The following is a 13323-nucleotide window of genomic DNA, read 5'->3' as shown; positions in this document are numbered from 1 at the left end:
CCGGACACATCAGAATATGTGACGTCAACATCACTTGGCCTAGCTCATTGCTTGAGGCCACTATGTCAGACGTAAATCCAGGCTTGGATGAAGCTTCTTCAGATTTGGCAGTGACTTCATCTGCCATGGAATCTGTGAAGAGCCGCAAACGGTAAGGTGAATGTCTGGATGCTTGCGCGCCTCGATCGTCAGTTTGGCAAGCAAGTTGATACCAGAAGAATTCAAGAAGTGCAGGCCGGTCAGATCGAAAGTAGCCTTACCACCGCCCTCGTCGAGCACTTTTTTAGCCAGATCATAAACCGGCGCATAGGCATCTGGACCCGCCAGGCGCATGGTTCCATCAAAATACAAGGTGGTGCCTTCGGACCAGACGCGGAACGCTTCTTCTTTGATTTCCATACAACATGCCTCTCGCGGGTTCACGATAGCGCAATTGCCATCGCAGCATAGGTTTCCAGCTTAGTTCGCCTGTGCGGCCGATCTTCCTCGAAACGCCAGGCTAGATGAACCTGGTAATCGCTCATCAAAGTCAACAGTCCCAATCCGGATGTGTTGCCACCTTCAAGCGCAGCAGCCTCGATCTGTTCTATGAGGAGCTCGTTCGGATCGCCGGCTATCACCCTCGACAACAATTGTTGAAATCGAGCGGTGGTATCGTCGTCGACGAAGTTCGCTATCCGCATTCTAAAGTTATGGGCATCCGTCAGAGCCTCGATAACGATCTCACCGGAAGCGCGAAACTTGATGGCGTTTTCGATCAGCTCATTCGTAAGATAGCCTATGTCATGCCTTATGGTCTTGTAGTGGCGTTCGGAAGACCGAAAGCCGAGCGCTATCGTTTCTGCGATAAAGTCCGAGGTTATAGCTGAATGCCGCCACGCGAGCCGTAGCGGTCCGTCAAGCAAGCGAAGCCGCAGAGCTTGGCTTGTATCGAAAGAAACGAGATTTTCTTGGCCATATAGTACGACTGTCATGCTCTCACCTATGCCGCATGACGACGAGGGTAATGTCATCATGAATCTTTTGCGTGCCGATGTAGGCCATCAGATCGTCGAGTATCCCCTTGACTACCTCTTCCGCGGTTCCGCCATGCAAGCGACGCGCATCCTGCAAAAGCCGCTCGAAGCCGAACAGTTCGCCGCTGGGGTTTTCAGCTTCGGTGACGCCATCCGTATGTAGGACGACCATATCACCTTTCTCAAACGATACTTCCCGCGTGTCGATGAACTGCGTAATATCGGCTTCGAGGCCAACCGGAAGACCGAGGTCGCCGGTATCTATGCGCTCGACCTCGCCGTTCTGGCGGATAATGATCATATCCTCATGTTGGCCCGATATCGTCAATCTCTTACCGTCATAGTCGAGGAAGGATAAGGTGATGTGCTTGTCCGTCTCGGTTCGTTCGATGTTCTTGAAAATCGTGCGGTTGAGGTCGGCCAGGAATTTTGCCGGATCCATTTCGCCGGCCTCCTGCAGCGCGCGAGCGATCGATTGAACCATCAGCATCAGCACACCGCTCTCAAGCCCGTGGCCGGTCACGTCGCCAATGCCGATCTTCAGATTGTTTCCGTGCTGCAGGACATCATAATAATCACCGCCGACCTCATCGGCCGGGCGCATGTAGGCGGCGATTTCCAGATGCTTGAAGGCTGTCAGCTCCTTGGCACGCGGCAAAACCATGCGCTGAATATGCCGCGCCACATCGAGTTCCGCACCAAGGCGCAGGTTCTCGCTCTTCAACTGATTGGCGAGCGTGGAGATCTCCTCCTTTGCCGCCTCTATCTCCTTCGTCCGCTCCACGACCAGCTTCTCGAGATTTTCGGTGTGAAAGCTGATCTCCTCGGCCATCCGGTTGAATGCGACGCCGGCTTCAGCCACCTCATCCCTGGTTGGAATGTCGACCCTGACGGAGTAGTCTTTTGCCTGGATGCGCTTGGCGGCACCCGCCAGCGCGCTGATACCGCCGGTGATGCGCTTCGACGCCGCAAAGACCGCAGCGGTGACGATCATCAGCGACACGAGAACCGCGAGGATCTGATAAAGCAAAATCCTGTTGGTCGCGCGTGATATCTCCTCCTTGGCCGCAATCAGCGAAGCATAGATCTCGCGCTCTGGCACGACGATTCCAAGCGACATGACCTCGCGCTGTATGGGCCCACTCACCCAGAGATTGGTGGGACGCAATTGCTTGACGACTACGAGATAAGGAACCTCTTCGCCGTGTTCGGTGAGCGAGATGTGCTGGATGGCACCATCGGCATCAAGCGGCATGGTCGCAATGGCCTTTTGCGTGCTGTTCCGCAGCGAGCGGTCGAGACCGGTGACGCCCTTGTTGGCGGCGTCGTTCGCCGCTCGCAAACCGATGGCCTTCTCTCCGACCGGATTGATTGCGACGACATTTCCATTCGACATGGTCAAGAAGCCGAAGCCGCTTTGGGCAACCTTCACATTCTCGACGATCTCGGCAAGCTGAGTAAGGGTGATATCGGCGCCGGCGGCACCTGCCACTCCATGCCTGTCCGCTGTCCAAAGCGGATGGAAGAAGCTGACGATCAGTTTTCCGGTAATCGCGTCCGTGTAGGGAGCGGTCTGGTTAATGTAATCGGCAACCGGCCGCGACGAGGGAGACAAAGCCCATTGCTGCCAGGATTCATAAAGGCCAGGAAAAAAGAAAGTCCAGAAATCAGCACTGTTGTGGCCTGGGTAGAGCCGGTCGAATGTCTGCGCCTGCGTCGTGTAAGGCGCAGTCCGGAAGATCGGGCGCTCCCTGGGACCGATATAGTACATTTGCAGCTTCGACGCGCCGTTATGCAGCAGCGATGGAGCGACAAGATCAAGTATGGCGCTCGTCTCAATGTCGGCCTGTACCTGCGGAAAGGGATGGTGGTCCTTGTCCAGCATGTAACCCCAAACACTGATGACGGAGGGCCCTCCCGGAAGATTTTGCGCCCACTGGCCAACGGGATCGTAGGTCACCGTCACGGCATCGGGGGCAGCTTTGGCCAAGGCTGTGCCGACATTTCCATTCCTTGTGGGATGATCGATCTGACCCTGGAGCACCCCTGCCAGCGCGCTCACATCGGAATGCACCTGGTCGAGAAGCAGACCGACCTGGGCGGCCGTGGAATTGGTATAGGAGCGGATATAATCCTGGCTCGCCTTTTCCAGGCCTTCGCCCACTTGGGCGGTCGCGTTGCGGGAGAGACGCTGCACATTCCAAAGTGCAAGACCGCCGCTGACCAGCAGGTCGAAAAGGACGGCACCTCCGACAACGATGAGGAATTTGGCGCGAAAGGAACGCAGACCGAGTCTCGGTTTAGCGGTTGGTGGCATCGTCATAGCGGCTTTTGTCCCGATGAGGCCCAGATAGGCCAGCCGGCATAGCCTCTTGGGTGAAGCGCGGCAAAGATGTGGTCCTCGAATCCCTGTTTAAACCGATCGATGAATTCAGGTGAATCGCCTCTCCTGACCGCCATCTCATCGGCATAGACATTCCGCCATGCCGTGATGATGTCAGCGAAGTCCTGGGGATCGTCGTCGAGATTGGTCACCATGAAACTTTCCATCTGCACGTTCCTGAAACCGGCATCCAGCAACATGCGACGACCTTTCGGTCCCATTTCGACATCCATGTCGAAATGAGCGAATAGCTTGGCAACCTCGTTATACGTCCACTGGATGCTCTCGGCTTTCGGCTCTCCAAGGCAATGGGAGTTCTTCTCGTTGGTGATGTAAACCCTGCCACCCGGTTTGCAGATACGATAGAGCTCCCGCAGCAGCACATCCGGGCGGTCGAAGATTTGCAGAGAGTGCCGGCAGGTCACAAAGTCGAACTGGTTGCTCTCGAACAGCATCTGCGATGCGTCACCATAGGTATATTCGATGTCCTGGACGTCGAAATTTTCCGCCACTGTGCGGGCGTAGGCGAGGCTTGGAATCGAGTGGTCGAGTGCAACGATCCGGGCCGGTTTGAAGTCCTTTCTCAAGAGCATCGCAAAATCGCCGATCCCGCAGCAAATATCGGCAATATGCATACCCTCGCGAAGCCCGTGGCGCGGCAATATCTCGCGCTCATGCCGCCAGGTCATCTTGGTTTGAGTCCTGAGGATCGGGATGAAACTCTGGTTCTCGACGAATGTCTGACCCGGATAGAAGGCAGAGTCGTAAATCTCGACGGTGATATTGGGCGAGAGATCGTTTAGATGGCGGAACAACCGGGACGCCCATGCGACGACGCTCGACGCGACCACGGTAAGCTTGATATCCGGCCTTGAGCGGGTCGCGTCGATGAGGACATGCGCCAAGGCGCGGAACGCCGTGTTGTTCATATGGGTGACACGCTTCAAATTGATATAGCAGACGCCCTTCACCGTTTCGACGCCGTTTCGCAGTAGGGCCAGATCATCGGCGAGTTCCGAGACCGAATGGGGTCTGAGCACTCCGCAGAGAGAGAACTCCTGATTGTTGACGTCGAATTGCGCCGTGAAGCGGTGGGACGAATAGGTGCTCAATTGAGTAGCCTTTCGAGCGGCAGATCCACGACAAAGGTCAACATTCCGGTATCCCTATAGTAGAGCGTGATGTCGGCGTCGTAGTTGATGGCCAGACCGAGAAGGATCGCATGCTCGGCTGGCGCGGCACCACTCGTGATCACATCGAGATAATTCGCAAGCGCCTCGTCGCTCTTCAAGCCCGTCACGACCGCATCGTAGAAGCGACGTTTCTCAGGCGAACAGGGAAAGGTCAGTTCTATCCGCTCCGTTTCGTCGCGGCGGTAGAAGCGACAGACAAAAGCACCATCGCGCTCCCGCGCGTGGAACGACATCTCGAAGAGTTCATTCAGGGCCGACGAAAGCACATTGGCGTGGCGGATGGGATCGTGACGATCAAGACTGACCATACGGGCGACATAGGTCGAGCATTGATCGCAGTTCAGCCAATCCGCCGTAAAGGCGGCCATCTTCATTTCCAGCTCGAGCATCGGCTCGAAGGCAGCATCTGCCGGCGTTTCCGTGGTGTTCAAGCGAAACCTCCTAGATGGAATGTGCCTCAGAAAAATCAGGGTCTGGCCTCGACCTCATCAAAGGTCACGGCCGGATGCACGCGCGCCCTTTGCTTTATAAAGTCATGAAGCCGGTCGACATCGAGCGGCGGACTGAGAAAATATCCCTGCAATCGGTCACAGCCTTCGCCCTGGAGCCAGGCGGCCTGTTGCGCCGTCTCGACCCCCTCCGCGGTTACGCGCATGTCCAAGCCATGTGCCAGGGTGATCACGGAGCGAACAATGGTCTGGCTCTTTTTGTCCTGCAAAAGGTCCCTGATAAAATACCGGTCGATTTTGATGTTATCGAACGGGAAATTCTTGAGGTAACTCAGGGAAGAATACTCGGTCCCAAAATCGTCTAGTGAAATCTGGATTCCGAGCACGTTGAGCGTGTTCAGAGTATCGAGATTGTTGATGGTGCGCTCCAATAAAACGCCTTCAGTGATTTCGAGTTCCACGCGCTCGGCGGGAAATCCGACCACGTCGAGTGTTTGCGAGACCCGATCGGTGAAACCCGGCGTCAGGAATTCCGCAGGGGAAAGATTGACGGCCAGGCTGTAGTTCACCGGCCACGTAAGGGCCTCCCTACATGCTTCCTCGAACATCCACTGGCCGATTTCACTCATCAGGCCGTCGGCCTCTGCCATGGGAATGAAGGCTGCCGGCGGAATGATCCCCAGGGTGGGATGCCGCCAGCGTATCAGCGCCTCGAAGCCGACGACGGTGAATGGAGGCTCGACCAGCGGCTGGTACTCGATGAAGAACTCATCGTGTTGGAGCGCCACGCGCAGACTGCGACGCAGCAACTCCCTTTGCTCCACCACGACCAGCATGCTCGGATCGAATGTTCGCGCCCGACGCCGGCCTTCCTTCTTGGCCGCATAGAGAGCAACGTCGGCAGCTTTCATCAGCTGCTCTCCCTCATTGCCGTCTCGTGGCGCGACGGCAACCCCGATACTGACGCCGACGAACAACGAGATACCGTTGACGACAAACGGCTTCTTGAATTCGGCGACCAGAGCGTCCGCCAATCTTTCAGCCTCGAAGAGTTGTTGCGAACCAACCTGTATGATGGCGAACTCATCGCCGGCGAGGCGGTAAACCGTCCCATTTCGACCGAGGGTTTTTTTTATTCTTTCGGCGGCAAGTTGAAGGATGACATCTCCGGCGCCGTGCCCCAACGTATCATTGACGGGCTTGAAGTCGTCCAGATCGAGCTGCATCAGGGCAGGTCCTGCTTCTCCGCTGGCCGGCAGCAGCTTTTCCAACTCCGCGCTGAATTGGCGGCGATTCGGCAATCCGGTTAAAACATCATGTGTTGCCTGATGAATGAGCCGTGCCCGTTCACCGTCTTCAGACGACGTTTTCTTCTTGGCATCCGCACCGTCGATCTCGATGACCAAAAGACCGGTCCGGATATAAAACAACAACAGGTCGCATTTCTTGGGCATTGAAGCGTCGAGCCGGATGGTTCGCGGTTGGCCGGTATCAATCACCAGCTGGACGATGGCCGCAAGGGCGGGCTTCGCCAAGGCAGGATAGGCCTGCCGCAACGTTATGCCTGTCCGAGATCCAAGACCAACATGCTCCTTAAACTTCTTGGAGGAATCGACCAGTTTGAGATCGAGGTCCCAGAGTGAGATCAACGCGTCGAAACCGCTCTCAGATTCGGACTCTTGTGGAATGAGCTGCGACCGATCCACACGGCTTTCGGGCATAGGGCCTAGTCCTCCCAAAACAGCCACCCGGCGTGTGGCCGCTATCCAACTTGAACTAGCCCGTTCGCATCGGCGCTTATGCATCCATTATCGCAGTCACATCAATCGTACGGGCGCAGGCATAACTTTATCGGCGCTTGGCGACTATTTTAAATTAACATATTACCAGATGTTTAATTAGAAAATAGCTAATTGGCGCTACAACATATACGGGCGAAAAAGCTGTTGACAAATCGCTAACGGAGCCACGCTCGCCGGAACCCTTATCGATAGTCAAAAGCAACCTTCTCGACCTCGCCGAAAGCCAGCGTCGTTCTGCAAGCATGTGCAGCACGCTTTTGTGCAAGTTTAAAGCGTGAGTATATTTTAACATGAAAGAATCGAAAGGCGTTGCCTGTGCTTCCAGGCACTTCCTATAGCATCATCTGGCTGCTTGCGCCTGCCTATCTCAGCCCTGTCCCTGCTGAACGCTCAATGGCGGCTCCACCGATCAAGGTCGCCATTAACGGGCATCGGAATTAACTGTTCGAATGACGCCGGTTGGGAAGAAGTTGCCGGCCGGATTGATCGACTGCCCGGTAGGATCTGTCAGCATAGTTATTCGTGTCATTTGTGCCGACGCTGGAGGCCGGCCGGTTCCGATTTGCATCCCTCAGTGATCGCGGGGAGATCTCGAAACTCAAACCGTCATCGAAGCCGAGATCGATATCGCCTATCTCCAATACACCCCAGAGGACTTCTCTTCGGCTGGGATTGATGCCGGGGCTGCCGGTCTTGTCGCCGGCCATGACGATGGCAGTTGGATGCTCAACGATGCCGGCACGTCGGGCTGGGAGGATCCGGGGCGTTCCGATGTCTCGTGCCTGCATTGCAATTGCTCCCTTTTTTAATGTTATTATTGAGACCGCTGTTTGGTTGAGTACCGCATGCCGGATTGTCAGGATGACAAAGTGCCGATCTGCAAGTCATTATTCAGATACGAAGCAAGCCGGCGAGTGAGCCCGCTTGCCTCAATAAATCGGGCCTCTTGATCCGAATTTAGCGACGACACTGCCGGACCTGTCAAATCAGCAAAAGGAAGGGGGAGAGCGATGGACGCGCCGTGAGCATGACACCAATTGCGCAAGCAACTTAATCACTTAGACTATATCCAGCAGGTTCATATTCGACGCCCCCTCCAAAGACAGGACATTTGGTCGGAATTGCACGTTGCATCTAATCGATTTGGAGGTACGTCCGACCGCCTGCTCTAGTCCTTGTTGATGTGATGCTCCACATCGGGAATGCTCGTCGAGCCTGGTCGCATCGACCTTGTCTCCCGCCCGCATATCCTCCGCCCCGCATAGCCTGAATGAAAGGTGGAAAGTCAGACGGCGCGGATACCCCATCATTGCCGAGGAGATCGATGGTGACGGCGCGCGGAATGCCAGTACAGGTCAAGCTTATGCTTGCGTGTGATCCATTATCATGCACCCAACAAAAAAAGCCCCCGAGCGAGCCGGGGGCTTTGGCGAGCGTCTTGAAAGTTACAATATCTGCGCGATTTTCTTCGGACCATGGCTCGGTGCCTCATCGCGTCTCGCTTATTTTTTTTCCGGCAAGGCAAAACGGCAAATCAGATTTCCGGATGCATCGAAGACCTGCAGCTCCGCGGCCCAGCTACTGGGTGTGCTGCCGACGATAGTCTTGGACAGATCCTCGCGATGTCCTCCCTTGGCAGAAAACTCTCCCCCTTGCATGTTGGAGGACACGCCTCCCTCCGAAGTCGACTGGACCTGAAACTGGTAGCTTCCCTCGCGTGCCTTGGCGGGGATCAGCACGGCGGCAAGATGCGTCATGCCACCGATATCCTGGTACTCGATCTTGCAAGTGTCTGCGGGCGGTAGGGCGTTTACCATCGAACTTCGAGCTCCTTACAGTTTGGGAGAGCCGGGCGAAGCGCCGGCTCTCCCAAGCGCATTAGTGCTGGACCGTCACGGACATGTTGCCCTTGCCAGACTGATCCGTTTCAGAATAGTTGGAATGACCGAACTGGACAGTCGCCGAGAGGTTGGCCTTGCCAGCCTGGTTCGTATAGGACTGATTGGCCTTGCCGAACTGAGCCGTTGCCGAGATATTGTTTTTGCCACTCTGCAGCGATTGGGCGTAATTTCCTTTGCCGACCTGACCGATGCCAGAAAAATTGCCGTGGCCGACTTGTCCGGTTGCAGCCATATTGCCTGTGCCGCTCTGCGACGTTACAGACACGTTGCCGCCGGCAAAGGCCGCAGTCGAGGCAAATACGATAGCGGCGGAAAGAATCAGAGTTTTCATGGACATGGATGTTCCCCTTTCAATATCCGTCCCCATTGACGGTTATTGCAGGCTATCGACGTCCCCGGCGTTCTGCAGTGCCTCAATCAGGCTAAGCTAATAGCGGTTTTAAGAGATGACTTGGGCTGACGTTCATGAGGGGCTGCCTCAACACTTCGCAGCGTAGGTAAAACAGCCTGCCGCCTGGTGGAGATGGACTATCCGATAAAGAGAGACAGCGTTGACAGAAAAGAGAGCAGTTGCCCCTGTCGATGAAATCCATGCCGCGCCATGATCGAAGTCAGCTGATTATGGACCGTGTTCTTGGCGACGCCGCGAGCATGAGCGATCTCTGCTGGGGCATTTCCCTGCGCAAGTTCGCAGGCAAGGCTGGCCTCGGCCGTGGTCAAACCAAGCACGCTGCCGACGACGGCGGGTGTCAATCCGTTGCGGTCCCCCATCTTGCAGAAACTCAGCATGGACTTGGCGTCGTTGCCGAAACCGAGATTCGCAAATGGCGTCACATTGAGCGACTTGGATCCAAGAGGCTCAACTTTCAACAACCAACCAAAACCACCTTCCGCCTCCTTTACCCAGGCGATATTGGCATGGCCCGTTTCAGCATGCTGCTGCGATCGCGCCAGAAGCCTGTCGATCTCCTGACGCAGAGCCGATGAAGCCACCGTGAGAAAGCCTTCCGATCTTTTCAGGAACGAACCGTTCTTCTCGATCAGACGCTCGAAGGCCCTGTTGCTTTCGATAATCCTGAAATCATCGCTGACAATGACGCGCGGCGTCGCGGACTGGGAAAAGAAGTGGTCGAGCCGTTCAGCCTTCTCCCGATCCTTCAGCATTTGTCGATGAATGCCCATTGCGATTTGAAGATGTGGGGTCAGTGCCATGAGCAATTCATTGGCAAGCCTGACATCGGCCTGATCTTCGTAGCTGAAGATCAGGCCGAGAATGAAACGCCGTTGCCCTTCTTTGGTAATAATGGCAATGACCAGCTGCCCCTCGCAATCAAACATGTCGGCAAGATATGCCTGCCAGGTGGAGCCATTCCGCTTGATATCAAGGGCGACGGTTCCACCCTGGCCGAGACTTGCTGTTACGGTATGGACGATGTCGACGAAATCGGCTCTGATGAGCAGATTCCTGTCCACGTGCTTGCTGACGACACTGGCATTCTGTTCCGCGCCGGGGCCTATTCCCATGAAAAAGGCGCTGGTTGCGCCTGTAATCTTCCTGATTTCGCCAACGACATCGCTCCATCCCTCGGGGTTGCAAACGGCCTCATAGATCGTTTGAATGATGTAGAGATGCATCCTTCGTTTGAATTCTTCGGCCATGTTTCTCTCCCCGAATTATTCTGGCGATTTGTCAAAAGGACACGGCAGCAGCGCGGTCATCATATGGGCTGCTGCATGCGTCCGGCGGCAAATCGGGCGATATTCGAGACCAGCTATCTCTATCTGCTTCGTCTCCTGTGTGTCTTTGCTGACAAAATTGCCGGCGCGTCCGAAAGCGCTCGCTTCTATTTCAGAACCGCGCCGCCAAGGACACTCCTACTCCATATTGGCTGGTATTGTACCGTTTGATATCGCCCGCTGTCGGCCGTGGTGCGCCGAATGTTGACTGAACGCTGCCGGACACGCGGAGTTCAACGCGCTCCTCCAAGGGGAAGATGAGGCTGACTTCCATGCCGGTGAGCCCCATCACACCGCTGTCGCGCCGCACGCTTGCCGCATCTTCGATTGCAGCCACCTGAGGCAGGACGACTGTGTGGGTCAGTCTCGATCGCGCCCCGAAGAACGCCATACCCGCCGTGCCGCTGACACCGATCATGAAAGGAGCGGGCGGATGGAAACGCGCGTCGAAACCAAAGACGGGGCCGCCAGCCTCGACGTTAAACTTGCCGGCCTCCGACAGGCTTACGGTCGGTATGCTTGCGCCCGAAACGCTGCTGGCCAGGTCGAAGGCCATGCCGTTTCCATAGCTTTCGCGGCTACGGCGATAAGTCAATCCAGCCTTGAGCGTGAAATCCCTGTCCGGCGCGAGTGGCTTTGCAAGCCAGACGGTCTGGGTATAGCCTGTCGCATGGACGAAAGACCATGTGCGGACGGTGCTCGCGCCAAAATCTCCGACACCCGCGAAAATCAAACCCTGGCCATCCGCAAAGGCGCCGTAGGACGCAGCGCTCGGTCCCCTGCCGTCAGTGACCAGCGCCGCAAACGCAGCGCCGGCGGCAGTCGGGCTCACCGCATATTGCGTTACGGAATTCGGACCCGCCGGAGAGGAGGCGGAACTGGAAATTGCGGTCGTCGCACCGGTGCTATCGGTGAAATTGACATTCGCAAGCGCTGATGCGCCGGAGCTGTCCGTAATTGTGGAGAGATCGATTTCGCCGGAACCCGGCGAGCCAACCGTGATAATGAACGGGTTGCTCGAAATAGCGTTCGTCGAACTGGAATGCCCAGAAAGATCAAAATAGCTTCCGGTCCACATCAGGGAAAAGGCATCGGGGTCAGGCGATAGACGAACGCCTGCCGAAAATCCCGTTGTCGGCCCGGAAGCCGTCACGCTCTTCTCTCCCATTGGAAGCGTGCCGGAACCTACGGACGGAATTGAGAATTGTTGCCAGGAAAAGTCGACCTGGCCGGCGAAAACGGCTTGGTCCTGGGCCGAAGCCTGTTTTGCGCAAACAGCAAAAATGGCCAGCAAAGAGCCCAGACAAGCCTTCGATCCCAAAGTGAGAATACGCGTTTGATCCCCCCACAGTATGAAAAACGAGATTCTCTTATCGCAAGCTATCATAAAATATCGGTGAACATGCTATTTCTTTGTACGCCTTTTGGATGGGGAACAACAACCGCCTACGCCAAAGGTATAATGACCATGCGGATCCATCCGCTGAACTCGCTCCCCGCTTGTTCTTCTTGCCGACGGCGGTTTCAAGCTTGCGGCTTACACATGAGAGCAGCATGACCGCTCGCAATCGAGAGGCTACCGGATCTATTGAAGCGTTGCACTACGTGGCTCGGTGACGAGCGCCGGCAACTGCGCTTCGAACGCGCGTTGCATGGCGGCGATGTTGTAATCTCTGCGGTGCTGGACCGTCTTTCGCATCATCAGTTCCTCATCGATGATGGCCTGCATACCCACCATGAAATTGCGAAGACTGAATTGACCTGCATGCGCCCGCAGCGCCTCGGGATGGAAGAGATGCTCATTCTCCTCGAAATCACGCACCGCCTTGATCAGGCCTTCGACGGATTGCTCGCCAAACAGCATGCCGCTGAGGCCCGGAACGACCGTTTCCAGTGCGCCGCCGCTGCCATAGGCGATGACGGGCCTGCCGCTCGCCATGGCTTCGACTGGAACAATGCCGAAATCCTCCTCGCCCGGAAAGATCAACGCACGGCAGCGGGAAAGCTTTTCCTTCAACACCGCAAACGGCGCGCGCCCGAGAAAGGTGATGGTGGGGCCTGCGGCTCGCTTCAGGCGCTCCATCTCCTTGCCTTCGCCGATCACCACCAGCTTGCGGTTCATCCGGGTGAAGGCCTCTACCGCCAGGTCGATACGTTTATAGGGGATCAATTGGCCGGCGCAGAGATAGAAGTCGTCGATGACAGCTGACGGCGTAAAATCGTCTACGCTGACGGGCGGATGAAGGACGGTTGCCGGGCGGCGATAATACTTGCTGATGCGGTCGCTGACATGGTGCGAATTGGCGACGAAGCGATCCACACGCAAACTTGTGCTGACATCCCAGGACCGCAGTAGCGGCGCCAGCACGGGCAACATCAGCCGCGACGCCAGACCGGCATGGGACCGATAGAAGTGATAGTGATCCCAAAGGTAGCGCATCGGTGAATGGCAATAGCAGACATGTGTTGCGTGCGGCGGGGGGATAATGCCCTTGGCCGGACCCGATTCGCTCGAAATGATCAGATCGTAATCGGTGAGATCGAAGCTCTCCAGCGCAAAAGGCATCAGCGGTAGGAGCGATTGGTATGCTTTGATGGCGCCCGGGATACGCTGCAGGAAGGATGTGGTGACCTTATGCTTGCGGATTTTCTCGGAGACGCGACTTTCATCATAGACAAGGGTGAAGATGTCGGCATCCGGGTACATGTCGCAGAGGGCTTCGACCACCTTTTCGCCGCCGCGCATCGACACAAGCCAATAATGAACGATTGCTACCCGCATTGTTCTTTTCCCTCCTTGGGTCGCAACAACATTGTGCGGGCGGCAACCTTTGCGACAGAA

The 13323-nt window shown here is 56.1% G+C and carries 12 protein-coding genes; all 12 read right to left on the bottom strand.

Annotation, left to right across the window (positions count from 1 at the left end; all coding sequences use genetic code 11):
* Positions 1–60: 60 nt before the first annotated feature.
* The 12 genes from FHT29_RS28555 to FHT29_RS28500 all read right to left on the bottom strand — a co-directional run bounded on the left by FHT29_RS28555 (position 61) and on the right by FHT29_RS28500 (position 13263).
* Entirely contained in the window at positions 61–399 is a 339-nt protein-coding gene (locus FHT29_RS28555; RefSeq protein ID WP_168600678.1) for a hypothetical protein, read from the bottom strand.
* Positions 400–419: 20 nt separating this feature from the next.
* Positions 420–974 (bottom strand): ATP-binding protein, encoded by a 555-nt coding sequence (locus FHT29_RS34760; RefSeq protein ID WP_246703164.1) that lies wholly within the window; start codon positions 972–974, stop codon positions 420–422.
* Positions 975–978: 4 nt separating this feature from the next.
* A complete protein-coding gene (locus FHT29_RS28545; protein WP_168600676.1) occupies positions 979–3339 on the bottom strand; it encodes a SpoIIE family protein phosphatase in 2361 nt (786 codons plus the stop codon).
* The gene (locus FHT29_RS28540) at positions 3336–4511 is read right to left on the bottom strand and encodes a class I SAM-dependent methyltransferase (protein WP_047561708.1); all 1176 of its coding nucleotides are present in this window, start codon (positions 4509–4511) and stop codon (positions 3336–3338) included. Before FHT29_RS28540 ends, FHT29_RS28545 begins: the two co-directional genes overlap by 4 nt.
* A complete protein-coding gene (locus tag FHT29_RS28535; protein WP_168600675.1) occupies positions 4508–5023 on the bottom strand; it encodes a ubiquinone biosynthesis methyltransferase UbiE in 516 nt (171 codons plus the stop codon). Before FHT29_RS28535 ends, FHT29_RS28540 begins: the two co-directional genes overlap by 4 nt.
* A 35-nt stretch (positions 5024–5058) precedes the next feature.
* Complete coding sequence (locus FHT29_RS28530) at positions 5059–6762, bottom strand: EAL domain-containing protein (protein WP_047639057.1); 1704 nt, start codon at positions 6760–6762, stop codon at positions 5059–5061.
* Between the two features lie 518 nt (positions 6763–7280).
* Positions 7281–7631, bottom strand: a complete 351-nt coding sequence (locus tag FHT29_RS28525) for a hypothetical protein (protein ID WP_168600674.1) — start codon at positions 7629–7631, stop codon at positions 7281–7283.
* 714 nt (positions 7632–8345) lie between these two features.
* Positions 8346–8660 (bottom strand): curli-like amyloid fiber formation chaperone CsgH, encoded by a 315-nt coding sequence (gene csgH / locus FHT29_RS28520; RefSeq protein ID WP_092574215.1) that lies wholly within the window; start codon positions 8658–8660, stop codon positions 8346–8348.
* 61 nt (positions 8661–8721) lie between these two features.
* Positions 8722–9081 (bottom strand): hypothetical protein, encoded by a 360-nt coding sequence (locus tag FHT29_RS28515; protein WP_047639060.1) that lies wholly within the window; start codon positions 9079–9081, stop codon positions 8722–8724.
* A gap of 191 nt (positions 9082–9272) precedes the next feature.
* Positions 9273–10403 carry a hypothetical protein gene (locus tag FHT29_RS28510; RefSeq protein WP_113109004.1) on the bottom strand — a complete coding sequence of 377 codons (1131 nt, stop codon included), beginning with the start codon at positions 10401–10403 and terminating at the stop codon, positions 9273–9275.
* Between the two features lie 190 nt (positions 10404–10593).
* On the bottom strand, positions 10594–11634 hold the full coding sequence (locus FHT29_RS28505) for a hypothetical protein (protein ID WP_168600673.1): 1041 nt from the start codon (positions 11632–11634) through the stop codon (positions 10594–10596).
* 432 nt (positions 11635–12066) lie between these two features.
* A complete protein-coding gene (locus FHT29_RS28500) occupies positions 12067–13263 on the bottom strand; it encodes a glycosyltransferase (RefSeq protein WP_081999545.1) in 1197 nt (398 codons plus the stop codon).
* Positions 13264–13323: the final 60 nt, after the last annotated feature.

It is taken from the genome of Rhizobium sp. SG741, assembly GCF_012275435.1.
Classification (GTDB): Bacteria; Pseudomonadota; Alphaproteobacteria; order Rhizobiales; family Rhizobiaceae; genus Rhizobium; species Rhizobium lusitanum.
This window is presented reverse-complemented; position numbering and strand designations above follow the sequence as displayed.